The 24,521-nt window shown below is 70.1% G+C and carries 24 protein-coding genes; 14 read left to right on the top strand and 10 right to left on the bottom strand.

Annotation, left to right across the window (positions count from 1 at the left end):
* The first annotated feature begins 89 nt into the window (after nt 1–89).
* The 4 genes from Q664_RS31380 to Q664_RS31365 all read left to right on the top strand — a co-directional run bounded on the left by Q664_RS31380 (nt 90) and on the right by Q664_RS31365 (nt 3,987).
* Nucleotides 90–2,189 (top strand): PilZ domain-containing protein, encoded by a 2,100-nt coding sequence (locus tag Q664_RS31380; protein WP_052518902.1) that lies wholly within the window; start codon nt 90–92, stop codon nt 2,187–2,189.
* A gap of 45 nt (nt 2,190–2,234) precedes the next feature.
* Nucleotides 2,235–2,981 carry a hypothetical protein gene (locus Q664_RS31375; protein ID WP_043403820.1) on the top strand — a complete coding sequence of 249 codons (747 nt, stop codon included), beginning with the start codon at nt 2,235–2,237 and terminating at the stop codon, nt 2,979–2,981.
* 69 nt (nt 2,982–3,050) lie between these two features.
* On the top strand, nt 3,051–3,359 hold the full coding sequence (locus Q664_RS59435) for a hypothetical protein (protein WP_043403817.1): 309 nt from the start codon (nt 3,051–3,053) through the stop codon (nt 3,357–3,359).
* Nucleotides 3,352–3,987 (top strand): DUF3841 domain-containing protein, encoded by a 636-nt coding sequence (locus Q664_RS31365; RefSeq protein WP_075207562.1) that lies wholly within the window; start codon nt 3,352–3,354, stop codon nt 3,985–3,987. Before Q664_RS59435 ends, Q664_RS31365 begins: the two co-directional genes overlap by 8 nt.
* Before the next feature lie 9 nt (nt 3,988–3,996).
* On the opposite strand, the gene traC is transcribed toward Q664_RS31365, so the two are convergent.
* Nucleotides 3,997–5,805: an outer membrane exchange accessory lipoprotein TraC gene (gene traC / locus Q664_RS31360; RefSeq protein WP_200883791.1), complete on the bottom strand. Its 1,809-nt coding sequence runs from the start codon at nt 5,803–5,805 to the stop codon at nt 3,997–3,999.
* Nucleotides 5,806–6,051: 246 nt separating this feature from the next.
* Between traC and Q664_RS31355 the strand changes: the two genes are divergently transcribed.
* The 4 genes from Q664_RS31355 (at nt 6,052) to Q664_RS31340 (ending at nt 9,183) form a co-directional block, all read left to right on the top strand.
* On the top strand, nt 6,052–6,294 hold the full coding sequence (locus Q664_RS31355; RefSeq protein WP_043403812.1) for a hypothetical protein: 243 nt from the start codon (nt 6,052–6,054) through the stop codon (nt 6,292–6,294).
* A 205-nt stretch (nt 6,295–6,499) separates the two neighbouring features.
* Nucleotides 6,500–7,456 (top strand): DUF4202 family protein, encoded by a 957-nt coding sequence (locus Q664_RS31350; RefSeq protein ID WP_043403811.1) that lies wholly within the window; start codon nt 6,500–6,502, stop codon nt 7,454–7,456.
* Between the two features lie 300 nt (nt 7,457–7,756).
* The gene (locus tag Q664_RS31345; RefSeq protein WP_084610484.1) at nt 7,757–8,611 is read left to right on the top strand and encodes a PIG-L deacetylase family protein; all 855 of its coding nucleotides are present in this window, start codon (nt 7,757–7,759) and stop codon (nt 8,609–8,611) included.
* Complete coding sequence (locus Q664_RS31340) at nt 8,602–9,183, top strand: GNAT family N-acetyltransferase (protein ID WP_152622447.1); 582 nt, start codon at nt 8,602–8,604, stop codon at nt 9,181–9,183. Before Q664_RS31345 ends, Q664_RS31340 begins: the two co-directional genes overlap by 10 nt.
* A gap of 70 nt (nt 9,184–9,253) precedes the next feature.
* On the opposite strand, the gene Q664_RS31335 is transcribed toward Q664_RS31340, so the two are convergent.
* The gene (locus Q664_RS31335) at nt 9,254–10,369 is read right to left on the bottom strand and encodes a UTP--glucose-1-phosphate uridylyltransferase (RefSeq protein WP_043403807.1); all 1,116 of its coding nucleotides are present in this window, start codon (nt 10,367–10,369) and stop codon (nt 9,254–9,256) included.
* A 214-nt stretch (nt 10,370–10,583) separates the two neighbouring features.
* On the opposite strand from Q664_RS31335, the gene Q664_RS31330 reads away from it, so the two are divergent.
* Both Q664_RS31330 and Q664_RS31325 read left to right on the top strand, forming a co-directional pair.
* A complete protein-coding gene (locus Q664_RS31330; RefSeq protein WP_043403805.1) occupies nt 10,584–11,594 on the top strand; it encodes an SDR family oxidoreductase in 1,011 nt (336 codons plus the stop codon).
* Between the two features lie 46 nt (nt 11,595–11,640).
* Nucleotides 11,641–11,904, top strand: a complete 264-nt coding sequence (locus Q664_RS31325; protein ID WP_084610483.1) for a DUF2188 domain-containing protein — start codon at nt 11,641–11,643, stop codon at nt 11,902–11,904.
* 30 nt (nt 11,905–11,934) lie between these two features.
* Here the strand turns inward: Q664_RS31325 and Q664_RS31320 are convergent, their stop codons facing one another.
* Complete coding sequence (locus tag Q664_RS31320) at nt 11,935–12,840, bottom strand: JmjC domain-containing protein (protein ID WP_043403926.1); 906 nt, start codon at nt 12,838–12,840, stop codon at nt 11,935–11,937.
* 115 nt (nt 12,841–12,955) lie between these two features.
* Between Q664_RS31320 and Q664_RS31315 the strand changes: the two genes are divergently transcribed.
* Nucleotides 12,956–13,765 carry an FRG domain-containing protein gene (locus Q664_RS31315; RefSeq protein WP_043403925.1) on the top strand — a complete coding sequence of 270 codons (810 nt, stop codon included), beginning with the start codon at nt 12,956–12,958 and terminating at the stop codon, nt 13,763–13,765.
* Here the strand turns inward: Q664_RS31315 and Q664_RS59430 are convergent.
* The 5 genes from Q664_RS59430 to Q664_RS52915 all read right to left on the bottom strand — a co-directional run bounded on the left by Q664_RS59430 (nt 13,759) and on the right by Q664_RS52915 (nt 18,614).
* The gene (locus tag Q664_RS59430) at nt 13,759–13,917 is read right to left on the bottom strand and encodes a hypothetical protein (protein WP_160174539.1); all 159 of its coding nucleotides are present in this window, start codon (nt 13,915–13,917) and stop codon (nt 13,759–13,761) included. The two genes, Q664_RS31315 and Q664_RS59430, sit on opposite strands and share 7 nt — an antisense overlap.
* Before the next feature lie 108 nt (nt 13,918–14,025).
* Complete coding sequence (locus tag Q664_RS31310; RefSeq protein ID WP_152622446.1) at nt 14,026–14,718, bottom strand: alpha/beta hydrolase; 693 nt, start codon at nt 14,716–14,718, stop codon at nt 14,026–14,028.
* Between the two features lie 59 nt (nt 14,719–14,777).
* On the bottom strand, nt 14,778–15,914 hold the full coding sequence (locus Q664_RS31305; protein WP_043403800.1) for a hybrid sensor histidine kinase/response regulator: 1,137 nt from the start codon (nt 15,912–15,914) through the stop codon (nt 14,778–14,780).
* A 7-nt stretch (nt 15,915–15,921) separates the two neighbouring features.
* The gene (locus Q664_RS31300; protein ID WP_043403798.1) at nt 15,922–16,371 is read right to left on the bottom strand and encodes a response regulator; all 450 of its coding nucleotides are present in this window, start codon (nt 16,369–16,371) and stop codon (nt 15,922–15,924) included.
* Nucleotides 16,368–18,614, bottom strand: coding sequence for an ATP-binding protein (locus Q664_RS52915; protein WP_235216950.1), 2,247 nt, complete (start codon nt 18,612–18,614; stop codon nt 16,368–16,370). The genes Q664_RS31300 and Q664_RS52915 overlap by 4 nt, the downstream gene beginning before the upstream one ends.
* Nucleotides 18,615–18,840: 226 nt before the next feature.
* Between Q664_RS52915 and Q664_RS31290 the strand changes: the two genes are divergently transcribed.
* Together Q664_RS31290 and Q664_RS31285 are read left to right on the top strand one after the other, a co-directional pair.
* Nucleotides 18,841–19,125, top strand: coding sequence for a DUF427 domain-containing protein (locus tag Q664_RS31290; RefSeq protein WP_043403796.1), 285 nt, complete (start codon nt 18,841–18,843; stop codon nt 19,123–19,125).
* A 4-nt stretch (nt 19,126–19,129) separates the two neighbouring features.
* Entirely contained in the window at nt 19,130–21,139 is a 2,010-nt protein-coding gene (locus Q664_RS31285; RefSeq protein ID WP_043403794.1) for a TonB-dependent receptor family protein, read from the top strand.
* Nucleotides 21,140–21,149: 10 nt separating this feature from the next.
* Here the strand turns inward: Q664_RS31285 and Q664_RS31280 are convergent, their stop codons facing one another.
* Together Q664_RS31280 and Q664_RS31275 are read right to left on the bottom strand one after the other, a co-directional pair.
* Nucleotides 21,150–21,710 carry a hypothetical protein gene (locus Q664_RS31280; protein WP_043403792.1) on the bottom strand — a complete coding sequence of 187 codons (561 nt, stop codon included), beginning with the start codon at nt 21,708–21,710 and terminating at the stop codon, nt 21,150–21,152.
* Complete coding sequence (locus Q664_RS31275) at nt 21,707–22,519, bottom strand: HipA family kinase (RefSeq protein WP_043403791.1); 813 nt, start codon at nt 22,517–22,519, stop codon at nt 21,707–21,709. The genes Q664_RS31280 and Q664_RS31275 overlap by 4 nt, the downstream gene beginning before the upstream one ends.
* A 50-nt stretch (nt 22,520–22,569) precedes the next feature.
* Here Q664_RS31275 and Q664_RS31270 point away from each other — a divergent pair, with 50 nt between their 5' ends.
* Complete coding sequence (locus tag Q664_RS31270) at nt 22,570–24,375, top strand: acyl-CoA dehydrogenase (protein ID WP_043403789.1); 1,806 nt, start codon at nt 22,570–22,572, stop codon at nt 24,373–24,375.
* Nucleotides 24,376–24,521: the final 146 nt, after the last annotated feature.

The following is a 24,521-nucleotide window of genomic DNA, read 5'->3' as shown; positions in this document are numbered from 1 at the left end:
GTCCGCCTTGACGAAATGGGGCCCCGGGCGTTCTCTTTTCATGAAAGGGATTACCCTCATCCCGAAGAGGACTGAGGAGAGAGCCGCACATGCGTGGAGACGTGGAGACATCGGCCGGACCGGGCCTCGCCGCCGGGAGCTACTCGGGGTACTCGCTGCACGCCGAGAGGCCGGAGAAGTCCATCAACCTCATCCTGTCCCAGCCTGGGATCAGCAGCAGCCGGGTGACGCGGCTGAGCCCCACCGTGGTGTGGGCCCTCCCCGAGCCGGGCGCCGAGCTGCCTCCCCGGGACCGCCTGCTGCAACTGTTGCTGGACGACAACGGCCGCACCATCGGCCCGCTGCGGGGGGAGCTCTTCTGGAGCGACCCACGCCGGTATGACGCGCCCATCGGCATCCAGCTGGTGGGGGTGACGCGGGAGCAGGGCCGGCAGATCCTCTCCCTGCTGGACGTGGCGGCCCGCGAGGGACGTGCCCTGCCCGCCGTGTCGCCGCAGCCCATCGAGGAGGCCTTCGTCGAGCCCGAGCGCATCCGCTCCATCCTCAAGACGGTGTGCGTCATGAAGCACGAGGGCCTGCTGCGGCAGCTGGGCCGGACGCTGCGCGTGTCACTGGAGTACTTCGACGTGGCGTCCTCGCAGCTGCACTGGCGGCTGGAGGAGCCGGAGGCGCTCTGGGGCATGGCGCCCTATGACATCGAGGTGGTGGGCCACAACACCGCCTACCGCATGCGCGTGCCGGCGCTCGGGACGCAGGGCGGCCGGATGGTGACGCCCCTGCCCCGGCGGCTGTGGAAGGTGCGCCACCGCTCACACCGGCGCGTGCCCGCCCCCGAGGGAATGACGGCCTGGTTCCACCACCCGCTGTGGGGCGAGCTGGGGCCGCTCGAGCGCGAGGTGGTGGACCTGTCCTTCAACGGCCTGTGCCTGCGCGGCACGCCCGAGGATCTCATCTTCCCGGGGCTGCTGCTGCAACCCCTCGAGGTGCGCGGCGCGAATGGCGAGCCCATCCTCCTGCGGGGCGAGGTCCGCTACGTGGGCGGCAAGCAGCAGGACGGGCAACGGCTGTTCGGCCTCCAGGTCACCCCGCGCACGCCAGTGGACGAGGCGCGCTGGGTGCAGCTCGTCTCCCAGGCGCTCTGCCCCGCCACGCGTGGCGCGGAGGGGCTGCTCGAGCCGCTGTGGGAGCTCTTCGTGGACTCGGGCTACTTCAACCTGGCCGGCAAGACGACGGAGCACTTCCAGGAGCTGCGCGCCAACTTCCTGGAGACGGGCCGCCATGCGGCGCACCTGCCGCGGCTCTTCTGCCAGACGGTGTGGCCCTCGGAGCGAGGGGTGGAGGCCACGCTGTCCTCGGTGCGGCCCTACCGGCACACCTGGCTGGTGCACCAGCTGGCCAAGCGCCCCGGCAAGCCCACCACGGACGTGGCGCCCGGACAGATTCTGCGCGACATCCACGTGCGCACGCTGGAGCACGCCCAGAGCGATCCCGACTTCCGGTGGCTCATCGCCTACACCGAGTCCACCGTGCCCCTCATGGAGCGCGTCCACCACGTCTACGCGCGGGAACACGAGGCCAGCGGCGAGGCCCTCGTCATGCCCGTGCGCCTGATGCACGTGAGCTGCGACGAGCCGAGCGGGCAGACCGGCCACGGTTTCGAGCTCGGCCCGGCGCGCTTCGAGGAGAAGCGGCGGCTGGTGGAGCAGCTCGCCCGCACGCGTCCGGCCAGCTACGTGGACGCGCTGGACCTGTCGCGCGAGCGGTTGGACCTGAGGGACGCGATGGAGACGTGGCACGAGGCCGGGCTGGAGCGCGAGCGCCAGGTGCTGGTGGCGCGCCGCGACGGCGTGGCGGTGGCCGCCCTCCTCCTCGAGCTGGGACAGCCGGGGACGAACCTCTTCCGCCTGCTGGACTCGGCGCGCCTGTTCCCGCTCACGCCCGAGGGCCCGGAGGCCTATGTGGCGCTGCTGGACGCGGCCCGCGAGTGGTACGCGCGGCGGGGCCGCAACGCCTTCGTCTTCGTGCGCGAGGATGAGGACGACAGCTACGCCGCCGCCGCCCGGCTGCACGACGAGTCTGGCGCGAAGCCCTGCCTGTGGCTGCTGTCCGCCCGGCTGCTGCCCGATTTCCTGGAGTACGTGAGCGAGGCGACCCTGGGCCGCCTGACGCCCGTGAGTCCCACCGTTTGAAGTGCTGTCGCCGTACCGCAGAAAGAGCCGTCAGGAGTCGTCGCCATGAGTCTGGTCAAAGAGTTGTATGAGCCCTACGTCCTCCCCGCCCGTGCCCGCATCTCGACGGATCCGGTGATGCGCAGGCTGGTGGACCCCGCCATCGAGCCGGCGGTCCTGGAGCGTTTCTTCATCCAGTACCACTCGTTCGGCGTGTACATGACCGAGCCGGTGGAGGGGTGGATCCGCCGGGCGGGCCAGCGCTGCCTCCTCCTGGGGATGGACTCGATTGGCAAGGGGCTGCTCAAGCACGCCAAACAGGAGGCCGGCCACCACCAGATGATGATCGACGACGTGCGGATGCTGGTGCGCCGGTGGAACATCCGCCGCCGGGCCATGCTCCACACGGAGCGGCTGCTGGCCCAGTACCCCACGGACGCGATGCGGGCCTACCGGCATCTGCACGAGGCGACGATCGCCGGAGAGCTGCCGGCGGCGCAGATCGCCATCGAGTTCGAGATCGAGAACCTCTCGCTGGTGCTGGGGCCGCACCTGCTGTCCAACGTGGCGCGGGTGCTCGGCCGGGAGACGCTGGAGGGGCTCAGCTTCCTCAAGGAGCACGTGCAGTTGGACGTGGGCGGCGCCAACTCGCGGATGATGGAGGAGTTGCTGCAGATGATGCCGGAGAACGCCCGGACGCTGGCGGAGACCGGCTCCGAGGCGCTCGACATCTACCTGCGCTTCCTGGGGGATTGCCTCCAGTCGGCCGAGGCCGCGCTGTGGTCTCCCCAGGACGAGGCCGTGGCCTGCTGAGGCCCGGAGATCCTTCCCGAGGAGTGCCCTCATGCCGTAAGCAGGGTGCTCCTCGAAAGGAAGGGTGTGATGTCACCTCTGGTTCCGTCGAAGCTGAAGCGCTCCGCCTCGTCAGTCCCTGGCTGGTTCCTGCTCGGAGTCCTGCTGGGCTCCGTGACGGGTTTCGCCGCGGGTAAGGGGCTGAAATACCCCGGCGATTGCGATCACGCGACGCTCAAGCGAGCGGCCAACAAGAATGGCTGCTCGACGCATTCCGGCTCCAACCACCTCACCGTCAAGAAGAACGGCAAGGTCATCACCCAGATCCCCCACACCGTCAAATCCAACGGGACCTGCCAGGGCACCATCAAGGCCATCAACACCCATTGCGGTGGATAGGTCCTCGCGTCCGGGTACGGCCCGCCCGAGGCCGGAAGACCCCCTGAGACTCTGGACCATCCGCTCGGACCCCGAGCGCGCGCTGCTGGAACGGCGGGGCGTGCTGCGCACGGACGGCAGGCGAATCCCCCGCTACCGCCAGGACGCCTACGCCTGGATGGGCGAACAACTGGCGAAGCGGGTGGGCCCGCCGCCTCCAGGCTGCCGCTACCCGCTCTGGGCCTGGGTCCAGTACGGCGGAGAGGGCCGTCCCCAGCCGGACCTCCGTGCCAGGGGCCACTGTCCTCCCGGAACCCTCGCCGTGCGTATCGAAGCCGTGCTCCCCAGGCGGAGCGTCCTGCTGTCCGACTTCCAGAAGTGGCATGCGGTCCTCAACCGCACCTACCTCGCGCGCTCCGAGCGCGATGCGCGGGCCTTCGAGCGGGCGCTCCGGCGCGCGGGGGTGACGGACGCCTGGCCGTACCCCGAACCCTTCGCCTCCCGGGTCATCCAGAGCTGGGAACGGGTGTTCGAGCTCTCTGACGACGAGGCCTGGTGGGGCCCGGCCCGCGAGAGGCAGCTCCAGGCCGTGTTCTGGGAGCTCCACGCCGCGCAGGTGCGGCGGCTCACGCCCTTCGTCTCACGGTGAGGGTGCGCCTCAGCGCCCGAAGATGGACTCGGGGCGGGTGAGGCCGCGCGCCTGGGACAGCGCCTGGAGGATGTCCTGGGGCGGCTCGTCCGCGGTGAGCAGCAGCGCGCGCACCGCCGTCTCCACCACGTCCTCGGCGCTGGGGCGCACCATGCCCCGGCGCGCATCCTGCACCCGGCGCTGGCGGTACACGTCGAAGTGCTCCATCACCCGCTGGGCGATGGACTGCATGGCCTTGTCACCCGCCTCCACCCGCAGCTCCGCCTCGGTGCGCAGTTGCACCGGGTCCGCCAGCACGCCCACCTTGTCATAGGCCTTGTTGGCCGCGTCCTCGTGCATCGCCGCGTAGTCCTCGCTGTGCGGCGAGGCCGCCGCCGCGTCCTTGGACAGCGACACCAGCCGCTCGGTCACGCTCGCGGTGATGGACAGCCGGTGCAGCTCCACGTCGTACGGGTATTCGGCGTAGACGGGCTCGTCCACCGTGAGGGGCTCGCGGTAGTAGGCGTCCCGGCCCCGCTGCACCTCGCGCCGCTGCGTCTCCGCGTTCTCCTGCGCCGACTCCAGCCGGCGCTCCAGCTCCTGCGCCGCCGAGGCCCGCTGCGACAACGCGCCCTCCTCCGCCTCGCACTGGGGGTTGCAGCGCGAGGGGCTGCACTCCTTGGGCACCTCGCCGGGCTTGGACTGGCCGAAGGCCCTCACACACTCGGCCAGCGCGGTGCTGCACGCCTGGCGCTCGCGCGAGCGGCAGCGGGTGGCCACCTCGCGCGCCTGGGACAGCTCGTCCTGCTTGCGCAGGTAGTCCCGCAGCACGCCCGACAGCTTGCGCTCCACGTCCTCCAGCTTGCGCTCCTGCTCCAGCAGCGCCGACTCCGTCTGCAGCCGGCGCGGGTTGGGCACCGCCTTGTTCGTCACCAGGTAGCGCTGCGACTTCTGCGCCTGCTCCACCGACTTCACCGGCATCACCCGCTCCACCGACAGCCCCAGGCGCACGCCCTCGTGGTCCTTGGGCGCATCGGCGGTGATGACGCGGATGGGCACCTCCTGCGGCAGCAGCGCCGACAGCCGCCCGGGCGACAACCGCTGCGCCACGTCCGGCGCCTCCGCCTTGTCCTCCGCCGGCCCCGTCACCACCAGGAAGGCGATCTCGTCCTGCAGCTTGCGGCGCACCGCCTCGGCGCGCTCCAGCGCGGGCGTGGCCCCCGTCTGCTCCTGGTTCGCGCGCACGTACGCCAGCAGCGCGTTGCCCAGCTTGCCCTCCTCCTCCAACCGCTGCGCCGTGCCGAACCACCGCCGCGCCAGCGCCGTCTGCACCCCGATGACGCCCTTGCGCGCCGCCACGTTCCCCGCGTCCACCGCCAGCACCGCCTCGAACTCGGCCCGGGCCTCCGGCAGCCGATCCTCCTTCAGCGCCTTCTGGGCCACCTCCACCCGGGCCTCCAACGTCTGCGCCAGCAGCATGCGCGCATCCACGTTCTCGCCGTCCAGTTGCAGCGCGCGCACCAGCAGCGACGTGGTACCGGCCAGGTCTCCCTCGGTGTGCTTCACCCGGGCGCCCTGGAGAATCTCCGCGCTCCACTGCTGGCGCAGCTTGAGCAGCTTCGCCTTCGCCTCCGCGTCGTTGGGCTCCTCCGCCAGGGCGCGCAGGTAGGCCTCCTCCGCCTCGGCCCACTTCTGCTGGGCGGAGAACGTGTCACCCTCCTTGAGGGCCCGGGCGAAGGGCGAACAGCCCGCCGCGGCCAGCAGGGTGACGACGGTGAGGGCAACCAGTCCCAGCCGGCGGGCCAGGGGCGACGAGGGGGGCTCGAACGAGGAACGCACGGGCGCATTGTCGGGGAAAGCCCCATCCGGATGAAGCGCCGAGTGAAGGCGCACCAACCAGGAGAGCGGGCCCCCGGAAACGGTTGCGTGACGGGCTCGCCGCCGGGCGCCCGCCCGCTCGCCTGTTGTGCGGACGAGGCGACTCACCACATCCCTCTTCCCGGCTCGGGAATGACGCGACGCACCAGTGGGTATGAAGAATCCCGAGGGGGGCTCACAGATTCTTAGAGAAGGGAGTTCAGCGACATGGCCTGCTCGCCACCCAAGCCCAATCCCACCGAGCTCCGCCTGCCTATGTGGGCGGACCACCATCGCGTCGAGGACTACCGCAACGTCCACTGCCGCTCCTACGCGCTGTGCATCGACGCGGCGGTGCGTGAGGACTGGGAAGGCTTCACCTGCCAGAAGTGCCCGTTGTTCCACGATGACGCCGCGCCACGCGCGGAGCAGTACGCCTTCGACCAGCCGGCCGACAACGGCCGCCCGTAGTCACCCGGTGTCCAGCCGTCTCCCGGGTGGACGCCACCTGGTGTGCGCCAGCGCACGGGCCTCCCGTGGGCTCCGTGCACTGGCACACGTGGGGACCGTCGCCCGGTGCATTGGCCCACGCGCCCATACATGGAGCCCTGGCCTTTCCACCCCGGCGACAGCACCTTGACGCGTCCTCACGTGCGGGCCACCCGCGGGAGACGCGATGATCCGACAGCTGCTGCTGTCCGAAACGGACTTCCAGGCTGAAGACGCGACACGAGCGCACTCCGGTGCCTTCGTCCAGCTGGCCGAGGAGTTTCCCACCATCACCGTGTGGCCCGTCACCCTGGATGGCCACGAGAACGTGCTGAAGCTGGACGCCCAGCAGTGGCGCGCCCCGGGGTTCGATCCGTTCGACTGGGACGAGCGCGTCTTCACCGCCGACGCCGCCGGGAGCCTCGCGGGCCACGACCTGGCCCTGCACATCACCGGCTCCCCGCGCGAGGCGCTCGCGGCCACCGCCCTGGAAGTGCTCACCCGTTACCAGGGACTCATCGGCCGCCGCAACGCCGCCTCCGCCGGGCCCCTCTTCGACGCCATCCTCGCGCGCCACCTGGCCCTGCACGACCTGAGCAAGCCCCTGGTGGTGGCGGACTACCGGCATGCGCTGGACACCTGGCAGTGGGTGCTGCGGCTCGCGCCCCACGCGGACCTGGCCCTGCAGACGGCGGCCCTCTTCCACGACGTGGAGCGCCTGCTGTCCGAGGCCGACGCGCGCGTGGAGCACCACGCCCCGGACTACCAGGCCTTCAAGGACGCCCATGCCGCCCGCGGCGCGGACGTGGCGTGCGCGCTGCTCTCCGACGTGGGCATGGACAAGGCCACCATCGAGCGCGTGCGCTGGCTCATCGGCCGTCACGAGCGTCCCGAGAGCGACGTGAGCCTCACGCTCCTCAACGACGCGGACGCCCTGTCCTTCTTCTCGCTCAACGCCTCGGGCTTCGCCCGCTATTTTCCGCTCGAGCACACCCGCCGCAAGGTGACCTACACGCTCGGACGGCTGCGCCCCAATCAGCGCTGGCGGCTGGCCCGCGTGCGGCTCGCCCCCCAGGTGCGCCGCCTCCTCGAGGAGGCCGTCGGGGCCATCACCCTGCCGTCCACGATTCAGGAGTCCGCATGAAACCTTCCCCTCTCCCCCCGGGAGAGGGACGGGGTGAGGGTGCCGGGTTCAACCGGGTTGCATCCCCCACCCGTGTTCACGGATTGGAAGAACGGTGACGGATACCCTCACCCTGACCCTCTCCCGGAGGGAGAGGGGAAAGTGGGCGAGGGTTGAAACAGGGTGGATTGAAGCAGGGTGGATTGAAGCAGGGTGAGTTGAAGCAAGGTGGGTGGAACGGGGTGGGACAGGGCGGGATGGAGCAGGACAGGGCGGGAAGGAGAGGCGGCGTGGAGAGAACACCAGGAAGGAGGCCCATGTATGCGGCCTCCTGATGAATCGACGTCGTTGGACAGGTACCTGGGTGGAGACGGGCGCACGGTCGGAGACATCCTCGCGCCGCTGCTGCTGCCGCCCCAGGCGTTGCGCGGCTCCTTCCTCTTCGTGGCCGCGCACCCGGATGACGAGGTGCTGGGCGCCTCGTGGCTGCTGCGCCGCAGTCCCGGCTGCCACGTCGTCCACGTCACCGATGGCGCTCCGAGGGACCCCACCCTGCGCCCCCCGGGTGCACCGCCCGCTCGCGAGGCCTACGCGCGCATCCGCGAGGAGGAGTCCTTCGAGGCCCTGCGCCTCGCGGGAGTGCCCCGGGACAACCTCTTCTCGCTCGGCGCCGTGGACCAGGAGGCCGCACTGGACCTCGCCACGCTCACCGGGTGCCTGGTGGCGCTGCTCAAGGCGCTCCGCCCGGCGCTCCTCGTGACACACCCCTACGAGGGCAGGCATCCGGACAACGACTCCGCCGCCTTCATGGCGCATGCGGCCGTGGCGCTGCTGGCGCGGGCGGGGCGCACACCTCCGGCACTGCTGGAGATGGCTCCCGGGTTCCTCCCCGCGCCGGATGGCCGTCCGGTCTCCACCGTGGCCTTCACCGAGGCCGAGTGCATCGCCAAGCGGCGGATGCTCGCGTGCCACGCCTCGCAAGCCCGGGCGCTGGAGTCCTTCCCGGTGGGCAGCGAGCACTACCGGGCCGCGCCGCGCTACGACTTCACCCGTCCACCTCGCGAGGGAGCGCTCCAGTACGAGGCCTCCGGCTGGAGGATGACAGGCGCCCGCTGGCGGGAGCTCGCCCGCGCGGCCCTCGAGACGCTGAAACTTCCGGAGGCACCATGGCATTGAGCACGGACACCACGACGCCCCAGCTCCGGCCAGCGCGGGCTCCCGCGCCCCTCGAGGTGGAGGAGGTCGTCTCCCTCCGGGGCCTCGAGCAACTCCAGGGCGAGTGGCGCTGGCTGTGGACGCGTTGCCCCACGGCCACCACCTTCCAGCGGCCCGAGTGGCTGCTGCCCTGGTACCGGAGCTCCGGCGCGTCCTTCTCGCCACGGCCGCCCTGGGTCATCACCCTGCGCAGCGAGGGCCGGTTGGTGGGGCTCGCGCCGCTGGCCATCCGCGAGGAGAACGGGGGCCGCGTGGTGCGGCTGCTCGGCGAGGGCAGCGCCGAGCACCTCGACGTGCTGATGGATCCACTCCTGGCACCGCACGGAGTGCGGCTCCTGCTCGACTGGCTCGCCCTCAATGGCGAGCTCTGGGACACGTGCGTCTTCGAGCAGCTCCGCGAGGGCTCGCCCCTGCTGCACACGCCGGCGCCCGAGGGCTGGGGCGATCGCACCGAGACGCGGGAGCCCTGTCCCCGCACGGGCCTGCACCACTACCGGCGCGTCCTCTGGCACGGACCCGAGCGCAAGGTGTGAGGCCAGGCCCCGAAGCCGGGGTCCACCGCCCCCATCGAGGAGCGTGGACCCCGCGAGGCTTCGTACCTTCTCAGGAGCCCAGCAGGCGCGGCTTCAACCGCTCCGCCACGCGCGGCAGATCCTCCGGCGCCTTCACCGGCTCGAACCGGCTGGTCACCGGGTCCACGCGCTCCACCTCGATGAAGGCCACCGGCATCAGCGGCTGGCCATCCGGACGCGTGAGGCTGCTCGCCTCCGCCGTCACCTGCTCGAGCTGAATCACGGGCTTGTCGTCCACCTTCTTGGAGACCGCCCGGTAGGGAATCGGGACGTCCTTGCCGATCATCGCCTCCAGGTCGAAGGTGATGTTGTTGGTGGAGATGAACCCATGCTGCGTCGGGTCCACCTTCTCCACCAACTGGAGCTGGCCCTTGAGACGCACCGGCGCCGCGCCCGAATCCAGCGCCCCGCTCGGGTTCTTGCGCGGCGTCACCTCCACCGTCATGGCCTTGCCCTGCTTGATGTGCAGACCGATGACGACGGGGTCCAGCGTCGCCCCGAGGTTGTCCACGTTGGAGAAGTAGACGTGGCGCACGCCGCGCCGGCTCAGCTCGTCGCCCACGCCACTGTCGCGCAGCGCCCGGAACACGTCGCCGTGCCCGGACGGAGCGAAGGACAGCTTGCCCTCCGCGTCCTTGAACAGCTCGCCGGAGGACGTGAGCCGCGGGAGCATCCGCTGGCGGAACAGGAACACGTTCTCCTGCAGCCGGTGGTCCGCCAGGTACTCGGCGATCTCCTCATGCGTGAGGTAGGACGTCATCAGCGCCATGGACACCGGACGCCCGTAACGCTTCCCCAACTGCCGGGCCTCCAGCAGCTTGAAGTCGAGGAACGTCTTCCCGCCCACCACCTGCACGAGCCCCTTCACCCCACCGCCGAAGCGCGTGCCGGCGCCACCGGCCACCACGAGGCCCGCCACATGGCCCTTGCGGAACGCCTCCTCGCCCCGCGCCTTGCAGTCCTCGTACTCGGGAGTGCCCGCACGCGGCAGCGGCTGGATGTCCCCTTCCTGGAGCGGCTGGAGGGCGCCCGCCAGCGGCGGGGCTTCGATGAGCTCGCCCCGCTTGTACCGGGCGAGCAGCTCGCGAAAGCTCGCGGCGTCGAATCCGTCACGCGCGAGCTGGGGATTGTCGAGGTCCGTATCCATCGGTTGGCCTGTCACGAGTGCAAGGAGATTCTGCGCACCTCCGCGGTACGCATGTCCGCTCTGGACTCCCCAGGTCTCTCATGAACACAGGCAGGGGGGAAGGGGCCTGTCTGCTCAGCTGCCGGACATTCAACGGGCTCGGAGCGGGAAGGCCCCGCCGGCATGTCCACTGCTGCGCTGCGTAATCGGTACCTAGCCTCCACGAGGAGGCGATATGCCCAGGAAGATCCAGGGGTCCGTGGTGGTCATCACCGGCGCATCCAGTGGCATCGGCCGCGCCACGGCGCTCGCGTTCGCCCGGCACGGCGCGAAGGTGGTGCTCGCGGCCCGGAACGAGCAACCGCTCCACGAGGTGGCTTCCCAATGCGCCGAGCCAGGCGCCGAGACCCTCGTGGTGCCCACGGACGTGACGGACGAAGCGTCGGTGAAGGAGCTGGCGCGCCGGGCGGTGGAGCGCTTTGGCCGCCTCGACATCTGGGTGAACAACGCGGCCGTCACCGGCTTCGGCTTCTTCGAGGACACGCCTCCGGACGTCTTCCGCCGCATCATCGACACCAACTTCTTCGGCTACGTGCACGGAGCGCGGGCCGCCCTGCCCCTCTTCCGCGAGCAGGGCAGCGGGGTGCTCATCAACAACGCCTCCAGGGTGGCCCGGATGTCGGAGCCCTACGTGAGCGCCTACGTCGCCTCCAAACACGCCATCCGCGGCCTGTCACGGAGCCTGCGGCAGGAGTTGGCGGTGAAGAAGGCCCGGGACATCCACGTGTGCCTGGTGATGCCCGCCACCATCGACACGCCCTTCTTCCAGCACGCCGCCAACTACAGTGGCCGCGCCGCCAAGGCCATGCCCCCGGTGTACCCCGCCGAGCGCGTGGCCCGGGCCATCGTGCACATGGCGCAATGGCCCCGGCGCGAGCTGTTCGTGGGCAACTCGGCCCGCCAGTTCAACCTGCTGTCCTTCGTGGCCCCGGGCCTCGCCGAGCGCCTCATGGCCCGCATGGTGGACCGGCAGCACCTGTATCAGGATGTTCCAGCCTTCCCGACGCCGGGCAATCTCTTCCAGCCCTCGAGACATGGCGCGGAGAGCAGCGGCGGCTGGATGCCCCATGGCCTGACGCGGCTCCGCCGCTCGGCGTTGAGAACCACACTCACCACGGTACCCGCGGTCCTGGGCCTCTGGTGGCTGAGAACCCGCCTGCTCACTCGTCTGCCTTCCGCAAGCTGACCCCGGGGACAATGCCTCGTCGGGTGCTACATGACAGCTTCACCTCATGAGCCTGGCGATTCGGAAAGAGAGCGAGCGACGCGAGGTGGAAACCGCTACCGGCCGGCGGTGGGTGATCGTGGCCGCGGATGGACGGGGTTGGTACGTCCGGCTCGAGGGCAGCCGCGGCCTCGACCGGTACCCCAACGTGACGCAGGCCATCCACCGTGGCCGCAGGCTGGCGCACCAGCACAAGCCCTCGGGCCTCGTCGTCCGGTACACGGACGGTGAGGAAGAGGAGTCCCACTACGAGCTCGCGGTGAGCCCGTAGCGGAGGCCCATGGAGCAGGTGGGCTCCGGCTCACTTCTCCGGGTCGCGCGAGGACCCTTCGCGCAGCACCGACGAGCGCAGGCCGGCGGTGGCGGCGGCGGCCATGAAGCGGAGCACGAAGCGCGGGTCGTCCAGCATCCGATTCAGCTCGCCGCCGAGCTCCTGGAAGAGGGCGCGGTACGCCTCCATCTTCTCCGGGTCCGACAACGGAGAGGCGTGTCCGAGCATTGGCAGCCGCTTCTGCCACGCCGGCGAGCGCAGCAGGTGCGTGCGGACGTAGTCCAGCACGTCGATGCCCGTGGGAGGCATGAGCCCCACCGAGATGGAGATGGCCTCCTGGTCCGGCGCCGTCACCTCGTGCCAGAAGCCTCCGGGAATGTAGAGCCAGTCCCCCGCTTCCAACCGGCACTCCTGGATGGGCGTGCGCTCACGCGAGGGGTTCATCTCGTCCTTGAGCGTCTCGTGCAGAGGCGTGGGGTTGAGCGTGTTCTGGCGCAGCAGGTAGCGCTTGGCCCCGGACGTCTGGAAGATGAAGACCTCCTCCGGGTCGCAATGCCAGCCGAAGCTGCCGTGGCCCGCGGGCGTGCAATAGACCTGGAGGTTGACGGTGCCCTGCAGCTCGGCGGAGAGGGTGCGCCCCAGCTCCGCCAGGCCAGCGTCGTACCGGTCCGGGTTGCGCAGGGCCAGCGAGTATCCCTCCTTGAAGAGCGCGCGGGCCTCGGCGGCCGTCTTCGGCCGGGCACCGGGCCACAGCTTGCCGTCGCGCACCAGCAGCAGGTCGCACGAGGTCGTCTCGACGAGGCGATCGACGGTGGCCCAGGTCGCCAGCTCCCGCAGGTGCGCCGCGGTGGAGGGCTTCGCCAGGGGCTGTTTCTGGTAGTGCTCCTGGAGGAAGGTGGAGCGGGGAATGTCTCCCAGGAGTCTATCGATGAGCATGGAGTGAGCGGACACGCGGGGCGAGGATGCACCTGTTGCCAGGAACAATCCAGGAGCCCGCACCGTCCCACGGGTCCACGTGCCAGCGAGCCCCGGGCTGCCCATCTTCCCGTTCGTGTTGGAACACCGGGTGAAGAACTGGGTGGAGTTGCAGGACGCGCTCTTCGAGGGCTCGTGGAACGAGAACCTCCGGCGCTTCCGTCCCACGCTCGCCTTCCGCGGCATGCCGGACTCGCGCCATGACCTGGCCACCAGCCTCAACCGTCGCGGAGGCAACTACTCCCGCCAGGAACACGTCATGCTGCGCGCCTTCCGCAAGTACGCGCGCGGCACCTCCAACCCCTGCGACTCACTCTGGGATTGGCTATCGCTCGCCCAGCACCACGGCCTGCCCACCCGCCTGCTCGACTGGACCTTCAGCCCCTACGTCGCGCTCCATTTCCTCTCCGAGGATCCAGAGCTGTACGACGTGGACGGCGTGGTGTGGAGCGTGGACTACCGGGAGACGAACCGGCTGCTGCCCCGTCCCCTCAAGGCCCAGCTCCAGGAAGAGGGCGCGGACGTCTTCAGCGCCGAGATGCTCGCCTCGGTGGCCGGGGACCTCGCCACCTTCGACCGGCTCACCCGCCATCCCTTCGTCCTCTTCTTCGAGCCGCCCTCGCTCGACGAGCGCATCGTCAACCAGTTCGCCCTCTTCTCGGTGATGAACGATGCGTCGGCGCGCCTGGACACCTTCCTCGAGAAACAGAAGCGCGGCGTGCGCCGGCTCATCGTCCCCGCGCACCTCAAGCAGGAGGTGCGGGACAAGCTCGACCAGGCCAACATCACCGAGCGTGTGCTCTTCCCCGGCCTGGACGGCCTGTCCCGCTGGTTGCGGCGCTACTACAACCCGCGTCCTCCCGGCGCCCCGGACGGCGCTCAGTAACCGTGGGCTTCCCGGTCCGAGGGGGGCCTCTGGCCCTCGGTGGCCCGACCCTCCCGTTCCACACGTTTGTCCCCCACCCTGCTGATGCCTCCCAGGATGAGGGTGAGCGCGATGACGAGGAAGAACACGATGAACCCAACGAGGAATGCCATTCGAGCGACCTCCTTTCCGCTCAAGCTAGGGCCGCCCCTGGAGCGCGTGGGGCAGAGACACGCGTGAGGGCCCGCCCGCCCGCTCGGTCTCCATGCCGCCCTCACCGCTCAGGCGCGCAGTTCCTGGAGGAGCCAGTCGCGGACCTTCGTGAAGACGCGCTCGGCGGCCTCGTCCAGGAGGTGGCCCGCTCCCGGGATGAGCTCCAGCTCCTTCCGTCCCCTCGCCCGCTCGTGGATGCTCAGCGAGCAGCTCGGGGGCAGCACCGCGTCCGACAGGCCATGCACCAGCAGCAGCGAGCGCGGCGACAGTTGTGACACCGCCTCCGTCCCGTAGCTCTGCGGCGCCAGCCCCACCACCGTCGTCACCCAGGGAGACTGCGCCCCGGCGTCGATCATCACCGCCCCGCCAAACGAGTGCCCCACCAGCGCCACCCGCTCCAGCCCCCGCCCCACCAGGAACTCCACCCCGGCGAGCACGTCGTGCACCGACTCCGTCAGGTCCGTCGAGTGCCGGTACTTCAACCGCAGCGTGGACATGTGATGCCGCAGCAGCTCCTCGCCCAGCCGCGGGTAGAGCCCGAGCGCCGGTGTGTCGAAACCTCCCCCCACTCCACCCGCCAGCAGCGCCCCTTCCTTCGCTCCCAGGGACTCGTACAGCAACGTGTCCACCGGGCCCTGTCTCGCCCGCAGCGTGTACGCCCTCGGCTCCAGCGCCCCATCCTGCGGCGTCTCTATCTCCGACATCCCTCTCCGCGCCTCCTCGCGTACCGCCAGCCACTTGCCATCACGTTGGGCATGCACGGTCGGTGGGGAAGGCTCGGGGGTTCGAGCGGGAGCCCTCTCCCAGGGGGAGAGGGCGTTCAGCTCTTCGTGGCGGGGGGTGTATGGCGCGGCAGCTTCAGCCAGAAGCACGTGCCCTCCGCCTCCGTGGAGCGCACCTGCAACGTGCCCCCGTGCGCCTTCACGATTTCATGCGTGATGTAGAGCCCCAGCCCCAGTCCCGTGCGAGGGCTCGAGCGCGAGCCCTGCTGCCCGCGCACGAAGGGGTCGAAGATGTGCGGCAGGCGCTCGGCCGGAATGGGCGTGCCCTGGTTGTGGATCTCCACCCGCACGCCCTCGCCCTCGTCGCGCGCCACCACGCGCACCGCGCTGCCCTCCGGCGAGTATTGCACCGCGTTTCCCACCAGGTTGGACGCCGCCTGGGCGATGCGGTCCGCGTCCCACTCACCCCAGCCCGTGCCGGACACGCTCAGCTCGAATTGCTTCTGCGGATGCGCCACCTCCAGCTCCTCCACCACCTGCTTCAGCACCTCGTGCACGTTCATCCACGTGCGCTGCAGCGTGTAGCCGCCGCCCAGCCGCGTGCGGGTGAAGTCCAGGATGTCGGAGATCATCCGCGCCATCCGGTCCGAGGAGATGGAGATGCGGTTGAGGGCCTTGCGCTGGGGCTCGGACAGGCCGCCGTAGCGCAGCAGCAGCGCCGCGTTGCCGGAGATGGCCTGCAGCGGGTTGCGCAGGTCATGCCCCAGAATCCCCAGGAACTGCTCGCGGAAGAGCGCCGTCTGCCGCGCGGCCTCCTCGCGCTTGAGGCCCTCCTCGGAGCGCTTGCGCTCGATGGCGTAGCGCAGCGCGCGCACCAACAGCGGCCCCGTGGCCTGGCCCTTCACCAGGTAGTCCTGGGCGCCCGCGTGCATCGCCCGCATGGCCAGTTGCTCGTCATCCGTGCCGGTGAGCACCACCAGGGGCAGCGCCGGCGCCGCCTGCTGCATCCGCTCGATGTTGGACAGCCCGTGCCCGTCCGGCAGGGACAGGTCGAGCAGCACCACGTCCAGCCCCGGCTCCTCCACCACCGCGAGCGCCTCGGCCATGCGCGTCACGTGGTGCACCTCGAAGCGGACGGACGTCACCTCCTTCAGCTCCTCCTGCAGGAGCCGGGCGTCCCCGGGGTTGTCCTCCACCAACAGCAGCCGCAAGGCCTTCACGTCGTCCATGCTCATGCCGGCCTCACTCCAGCGAGGGCAGCCGCACCACCGACAGCCAGAAGTCGTCGATGGAGCGCACCACCGAGATGAACTGCTCCAGGTCCACCGGCTTGGTGATGTAGCAGTTGGCGTGCAGGTCATACGTGCGCAGGATGTCCTCCTCCGCCTTGGACGTGGTCAGCACCACCACGGGGATGCGGCGCAGACGCGAGTCGTCCTTGATCTCCGCCAGCACCTCGCGCCCGTCCTTCTTGGGCAGGTTCAGGTCCAACAGGATGAGATCCGGCCGCGTCGCGTTGGCATGGGGGCCCTCGCGGCGCAGGAAGGCCAGCGCCTCCACGCCGTCACGCGCGACGGAGAGGCGGTTGCGGACCTTGCCCTCCTTGAGGGCCTCGATGGTCAGGCGGACGTCGCCGGGGTTGTCCTCCACCAGGAGGATTTCGATGGGGCGTCCGAGGGTGTCGTCACTCATGAGGGAATGCCCGGGGTTGAAGGGGTGGGGACCGCGGGCAGGGTGAACCAGAACGTCGTCCCCTGTCCGGGTTGGGAGTCCAGGCCGATGCGGCCACCGTGCCGCTCGACGATCTTCTTGCAGATGGCCAGGCCGATGCCCGTGCCAGGGTATTCCTCCTTGCCGTGGAGCCGCTGGAAGATGACGAAGATGCGCTCGTAGTACTGCGGCTCGATGCCGATGCCGTTGTCCTCGACGGTGAAGCGCCACTCGTCGCCCTGGAGCTCGGCCTCCACCAGCACCCGGGGCGGCGTCTTGCCCCGGAACTTCAGCGCGTTGCCCACCAGGTTCTGGAAGAGCTGGGTGAGCTGCGTCTCGTCCGCCATCACCTGGGGCATCTTCCCCTGGATGAGGGTGGCGCCCGTCTCCTCCATCAGCGTCTTGAGGTTGGCCATCGCCTTGTTCAGCGCCAGGGCGGCGTCGAGCGGCTTGAACTCGTGGCCGCGGGTGCCCACGCGCGACCAGGCCAGCAGATCCTGGATGAGCCGCTGCATGCGGTTCACCCCGTCCACGGCGTAGGAGATGAACTCGTCCGCGTCCGCGTCCAGCTTGCCCTGGTAGCGCCGCGCCAGCAGTTGCGTGTAGCTGGCCACCATGCGCAGGGGCTCCTGCAAGTCGTGCGAGGCCACGTAGGCGAACTGCTGCAGCTCCTCGTTGGAGCGCGCCAGGTCGCGGGCATGCTCCTGGAGGGAGACCTCGGCGCGGCGGCGCTCGAGGCCCTGGGCCACGGCATCCGCCACCGTGGCCAGCGTGGCCAGCGTCTCCTCCTCCAGGGACGTCTGGCCGTACACGGCGAGCACGCCCACCAGCTGCCCACGCACCAGCAGCGGGGCACCGAGGAAGGACACCAGCCCGTTGACCTCCGCCCACGTGCGCGAGCGCAACCGGGGATCCGCCAGCAGCTCATTGACGAGCAACGGCTGGCGCGACTGGCCCACGGCGCCCACGAGCGTCTGCCCCAGCTCCACCCGGGACAGCTGCACCGACGGGGGCGCGGCGGAGCCGGCATTGCCCTCCAGTTGCAGCACCTGGGTCTCGCGGTTCCAGGTCCACAGCTGGACGAGCGACAGCACCGGCAGGTTGCGCACCATCACCTCGGCGCAGGCCTGTATCAGCCGGGACGGGGTGTCCTCGCGGGAGAGCACCTCGCTGACCTCGGCGCGCAGGGCCTCGAGCTGGCGGGCGCGCTGCTCGCTCTCCAGCCGGCGCGAGGTCTCCTCGGCGCGGCGCTGGGCGGTGATGTCCGTGCTGGTGCCGATCCACTCGCGCACCTGGCCCCGCGCGTCGAACATGGGCACGGCGCGCGAGAGGACCGTGGCCCAGCTGCCATCGGCCCGGCTCAGGCGCATCTCCACCTCGTAGGGCTGCTTGATGACCCGGGCCGCCTGCCACCCGCGCCGCACGCGCTCCTGGTCCTCGGGGTGGACCACGGCGAGCCAGCCATACCCCTGGTACTCCTCGGCGGCCTGGCCGGTGAAGGCACGCCAGGTGGGCGAGTCCTCCGCCACCATGCCCTCCGGCTGCATCACCCAGACGGCCTGCGCGGTGGCGTGGATGAGCGAGCGGAAGCGCTCCTCGGCGCGAACGGAGTTGGTGTAGAGGCGCGCGTTGTCCACGGCCAGGGCGGCGCGGCTGGCGAGCTGCTCGGCGAGGGCCAGGTCCGCGGGGGTATAGCGCCGGCCGGACTCGGCGGCGACGAGCGCGAGGGCACCGAAGGTGCGGCCCCGCGCGGAGAGGGGCACGGTCATGGCCGAGCGCAGGCCCAGCTCACGGGCGATGCGCAGGTGCTCGGCGTCGCCGCGCGCGCTGGCCACCAGCAGGGCGTCGGGGATTTCCGGCAGCATCACGGACTGGCCCGTGCGGATGACCTCGTGGAGGCCGTGGGCGTCCTTGGGGTCGGGCGGGTAGCGCCGGCGCAGCTCGTGGGCCCACTTCACCTTGGCCGGGTCCACGTGGGCCACGGCGAGCAGGCGGACGACGCCGTCCTCGCCCAGGATGTCCAGGGAGCACCAGTCGGCGAGCCGGGGCACGGCGAGCCGGGTGAGGGCCGCCAGCGTCGTCTCGTAGTCCAGCGAGGAGCCCAGCAGGGCGCCGGCCTCGGCGAGGAGTTGCAACGAGTCCGTGGTGCGGTTCTGGGCGTCGGGGCCCGGGGTCGGATTCGACAGCGGTGGCACGTCCGGGACGCGTCGCTCGGAGGGGTTCATGAAAGGGACGTGGGACGTTAACAGGGCCGGAACAGCCCGGAGTACCCCACCCCATCCCCACCCTACCGCCTTTCCACCAGCGGACACTCCCTCGACGGGGATGGCCTCCCGGGGGGGACCGGGTGTGAAGCACTCACCTGCCCGCTCCCCCTGGAGCCCACCGCACATGGCGTCGCGGACGGGCGCGAGGCACAGATGCGGGGAAGGCCGACACGAGGAGACGACCATGGCCAGGGCGATGTGGAACGGAGCGGTGATTGCCGAGAGCAACACCTACGAGGTGGTGGAGGGCAACATCTACTTTCCGCGGGAGGCGGTGAATCGAGCGGTGCTGAAGGACAGCACGACGCACACCACGTGCCCGTGGAAGGGGGTGGCGAGCTACTACGACGTGGAGGTAGACGGGAAGGTGAACAAGGACGCGGCCTGGTACTACCCGGAGCCGAAGGACGCGGCGCACAACATCCGGGGACACATCGCCTTCTGGAAGGGCGTGCAGGTGGAGAGATAACGACATGTCCTGGCTGGTCCCCTGCGCAGTGCTCTCGGCCGCCCTGGCCCAGACGGCCCCCGGGGAGACGACGGTGGTGGCGCCGCGAGTCCCCACGCCGCTGAGCCGCACACCGGCGGCGGTGAGCGTGGTGGAGCGGGAGGACCTCCAGGAGGGCCGTGCCACGCTGGGCCTCCACGAGTCGCTGGTGGGGGTGCCGGGGCTGGTGACACAGAGCCGCAACAACGCCGCGCAGGACCTGCGGCTGTCCATCCGGGGATTCGGCGCGCGCTCGGCGTTCGGCATCCGGGGCATCACGGTGCGGGTGGACGGCTTTCCGGAGACGCTGCCGGACGGGCAGAGCAACGTGGACAGCCTGGACATGGGCTCGGCGGAGCGCGTGGAGGTGCTGCGGGGACTGGCCTCGTCGCTGTACGGGAACGCGGCGGGGGGCGTGGTGAGCATCACCACGGAGGAAGGCCCGGATCGGCCCTTCGTGGAGGCGCGCACGGTGAACGGGGACAACGGGCTGTGGAAGCTGAACGTGAAGGGCGGGGGGAAGAGCGGGGAGGTGCGGTGGATGGTGGGCGCGTCTCGGCTGGCGCAGCAGGGGTGGCGGAGCCTGTCGGGCACGGAGCAGGTGCTGCTGAACGGGAAGGTGGGCTGGACGCCGGACGAGAGCTCGGAATGGAAGGCGGTGCTGTCGCTGGTGGACGCGCCGGAGGCGGGGGACGCGGGAGGGCTGACGCGGGCGGAGGTGGAGGATGACCCCCAACAGGCCTCGCCGCTCAACGCGCAATACCGGGCGGGCGAGTCGGTGCGGCAGGGGCGGCTGGGGCTGACGTACCGCCGCCGTCTGGGCGAGGCGCACGAGGTGGAGGCGAGTGGCTTCCTGGCGTTGCGGCGCTTCCAGAACGCGCTGCCGCAGACGGTGGTGGCGTTCGACCGGGCGTTCAACGGGGTGTCGGTGCGCTACGGGAACCGGGCGCCGCTGCTCGGGCTGCGCAGCCGCTTCACGGTGGGGGCGGAGGTGCAGTCACAGGCGGACCGGCGGAAGAACTTCGACAACACGGAAGGCCAGCCGGGCAACGTGTTGCAGCTGGACCAGGACGAGGGTGTGCTGGGGCTGGGCGTCTTCGCTCAGGAGGAGTGGGAGCTGCGCGAGCGCCTGACGCTGGTGGCGGGGGCGCGGTACGACGTGTCGCGCTACACGGTGGACGACTTCCTGAAGGAGGACGGGGACGGGACGGGGGCGCGGACGTTCCAGCAGCCCACGGGGCGGCTGGGGCTCATCTGGGCGCCGAGGGCGGAGGTGTCGGTGTTCGCGAGCGCCACGCAGTCCTTCGAGGCGCCGACGACGACGGAGCTGGCGGTGCCCGCGGGGACGGGCGGCGGGTTGTCGAGGGACTTGAAGCCCCAGCGCTCGAACGGGGTGGAGCTGGGGGCGCGGGGGTTGCTGTGGGGCCGGCTGCGTTACGACGTGGCGCTGTTCGCGGTGTGGATACAAGACGGGCTGGTGCGCTTCGAGGACGAGCGGGCGCGAGCGTACTTCCGCAACACGGGGCGCTCGAGGCACATGGGGGCGGAGGTGGCGCTGGAGGCGAAGGTGACGGAGGAGTTGAGGGTGAGGGCGGCCTACAACGCGTTGCAGGCGACGTTCCGGGACTACGTGTCACAGGGTCAGCAGCTGAGGGGCAAGCAGGTGCCGGGGATACCGGCGAACCAGGTGAGCGCGGAGGCGGTGTACCAGCACGCGAGCGGGGCGCGGGCGGCGGTGGAGGTGTTCAGCGCGGGAGGGCTGTACGCGGACGACGCGAACACGGTACGCGAGCACACGTCCTGGGTGGTGAATGCGAGGGTAGGCCACCGCTTCACGATGGGGGTGTTCGAGGTGAGCCCGTTCCTGGGCATCCAGAACCTGCTGTCGGCGCGCTACAGCGACAACGTGCGGGTGAACGCGAGCCGGGGGCGCTACTTCGAGCCAGCGCCGCCACTGTCGGTGTACGCGGGAGCGGGCCTGTCACATCGCTGGTGAGGTGCGTGCATCAACGCTGTGCTCGCGGTTCCATGGGAGCCGAGAGTGAGCTTTGAGCAATCTGCCAGGCAGGGGGAACCTGGGCGCGCCAATCCTCCGGGATGATCTGCTTCGCTCGCAGCGTCCTGTCCAGCGATACATCCCGCCCCAGCATGCGCGCGATGAAGAGTTGCCCGGTGGCTGAATAGAGCGCCTGCGTGTTGTTCTGCGAGAGGTGGCGTTCGATACGGATCAACCGGGGAGGCATCACGTAGAGCGACCAGCGATGCACCTGAGACAGCTGGCGCAATGCGCCCCCCTGCTCGAAAGACAGGGCCCCCCCAGCCCGATCGAGAACCTCTCGAAGTTGTTGCCTCAAGAAGTCCGCGGGATGGACGAGTGTCTCTCGACCGATACGGTCCATAATCATGAGCTCGGGCTCGGTCAGTGACACACGACCCGCGAGGGAGAACAGTCCGCTCCTTCTCGCGCGAGCCTCGAGGATGCACCCCAGGGCAATCCGGTCCTTCTCCGGAGTAGCCGGGTCGGGACGGTAATCGACGAACGAGAGCCACACCTTGTCCAGGCTCATGGGATACCCGGGTACATGCTGGCCATGATGCCGCGAATCCTGGACTGACGGTACGACAGTCCCTCGCGGATGGCGGTCCGATGCTGCTCCGACAGGAAGCTACCAGGAATTCTATTCACGATTTCACGCAGCGTCGCGGGCGGGAACCGTTCAATCTCGCCGATGGCCAACGCCATGCTCCGCACATCCCACGGCACTCCGTCCGGGTAGCAGGCAACCCCCTCCTCCCACTTCCACCACCGCTCCCCCTTTCCCCAGCGGTACGCGAGCGAGTTGGCGAAATCCAGGTATGCCACCCGCAGCACCGGAGGACTGACGGAGTCATCCTCACTCACCAGCAGGTTGCCATCGTTCTGCCGATCCGCGTTCGCCACCCAGGAGTCGAAGACGGCCATCGCGGAAGCCACGGCCGCCAGCCGGGGGAGGAGGCGTGAAGACAGCCTGGCGGCCATCGCCCAGGGGTTGGCTCTCGGGAAGGCCAGCGCGGAGATGGACGCATACCGCTGCTGCTTCGGCCCCGCTCCGGAGCGCGACCACAGGAGGACAGGTGGTACGGGGAGCCCCAGGTCGAACGCGAGATCCGATGCGATCTTCTCGTGCGCGGCCCTCGGAAGCTGATGAACCGGAGGCTCCACGGTGCCCGGCTTGGCGAGCCCGGTCTCTCCCTCCGAAGAACGCACGAAGAACGGCTCGGACTCGAAGTGCTCGATGACGTCTCCCACCTGGGTCCAGGTCGACGATGTCAGGACCTCACCGCGCCACTGGCGCGCGAGCTGCTCGACCTGGGGAGGAAACGTCCGGAGATTCATGGCTCGACAAACTCCAAGCAATTCTCCGGCCATGGGATAACACACGCCCCATGACCGCCCCCGCCTCGAATCCGCTGCTCTCCGACCGTGACGTGGACTTCCAGCTCTACGAGGTGCTGGACACGGAATCGCTGTGCCAGCTCCCGGCCTTCGCGGACCACTCGCGCGAGACGTTCACACTCTTCCTGGACAGCACGCGCCGCTTCGCCCGGGACGTGCTCCTGCCCACGTACCGGCTGATGGACACCGAGCCGCCCTCGTTCCGGGATGGGCGCATCCACGTGCACCCGCTGATGCGCAAGCTGTACCCGCAGCTGGTGGAGCTGGGCCTGCTGTCGGCCACGCACCCGGTGGAGGCGGGAGGCCAGCAGTTGCCCATCACGGTGTACTCACTGGCCTCGGCGTACCTGATGGCGGCCAACCTGAGCGCGTATGGCTTCATCGGGCTGACGACCGGCGCGGCACACCTCATCCAGGCCTTCGGCAGCCCGTGGCTGAAGGACGAGTTCATGTCGCGGATGTACCGGGGCGAGTGGACGGGCACCATGGCGCTCACCGAGCCGCAGGCGGGCAGCAGCCTGGCGGACGTGAAGACGCGGGCCACGCCGGTGGGGGATGGGACGTACCGCATCACGGGCTCGAAGATCTTCATCAGCGGCGGGGACCAGGACTTCACGGAGAACGTGGTGCACCTCACGCTGGCGCGCATCGACGGCGCCCCGGCGGGGACGCGAGGCCTGTCGCTCTTCGCGGTGCCCTCGCGCCGGCCCGAGGACGGACGGCTGGTGGACAACGACGTGCGGGTGGCGGGGGCCATCCACAAGATTGGCTGGAAGGGGCTGCCGAGCCTGGCGCTCAACTACGGCGAGGGTGGGGACTGCCGCGGGTGGCTGGTGGGCGAGGCGGGCAAGGGCCTGGCGCACATGTTCCAGATGATGAACGAGGCGCGCATCATGGTGGGCCTCAACGGCGTGGCGACGGCCTCGGTGGCGTACCAGGAGGCGCTGGCGTACGCGCAGAACCGGCCGCAGGGGCGCCCCGCGTGGGAGAAGGACGCGGCGCGGCCGCAGCGCCCCATCATCGAGCACGCGGACGTGCGGCGGATGCTGCTGCGGCAGAAGGCGATTGTCGAAGGCGGCCTGTCGCTGCTGGCGGTGGCCTCGTGGCACGCGGACGTGGCGGCGCACGGGAAGACGGAGGAGGAGCGCCGGCGCGCGGGGCTGCTGCTCGACTTGCTCACGCCGCTGGCGAAGACGTTCCCCGCGGAGAAGGGCTTCGAGGCCAACGCGCTGGCGGTGCAGGTGCACGGGGGCTACGGCTACTCGAGCGAGTACCTGCCCGAGGCGTACCTGCGGGACCAGAAGCTCAACAGCATCCACGAGGGCACCACGGGCATCCAGGGGTTGGACCTGCTGGGGCGCAAGGTGATGGCGGCCGGGGGCGAGGCGATGAAGGCCTTCACGGAGGAGGTGGGGGCAACGGTGGAGCGGGCGCGGAAGGCGGGCGTGGAGCCGGCGTGGGGCGAGGCGCTGAACCGGGCATTGCAGGAGGTGGTGGAGCTGACGATGGAGCTGGGAGCGGCGGGGATGGCGGGCGAGGTGGAGCGGATGCTGCGCCACAGCGCGGACTACATGGAGTTGTTCTCGGTGCTGGCGGTGTCGTGGCGATGGCTGGTGCAGGCGGCGGCGGCGCGCGAGGGCCTGGCGCGTGGCGGCGAGGGCCGGGACTTCTACGAGGGGAAGCTGGCGGCGGCGCAGTACTGGTTGAACACGGAGTTGCCGCGGGTGACACACCTGGTGGCGCTGTGCCGCTCAGGGGAGGACTCGTACACGCGGATGCGGCCCGAGTGGTTCTGAGAAGACGGTGAGGCGCTACCCCTCCAGGTAGGTCCGCGACAATTTCCCCTCTCCCCTCGGGAGAGGGACGGGGTGAGGGTGCCAGGGTCCCGGGTTGAATCCCCTGTCCACACCGAGGGCCACGGGTTGGAAGAACGGGCTCGGAT

This window comes from Archangium violaceum Cb vi76, from assembly GCF_000733295.1.
Taxonomy (GTDB): Bacteria; Myxococcota; Myxococcia; order Myxococcales; family Myxococcaceae; genus Archangium; species Archangium violaceum.
The sequence above is the reverse complement of the archived record's forward strand: the minus strand, read 5'-3'. Positions and strand labels throughout refer to the sequence as shown.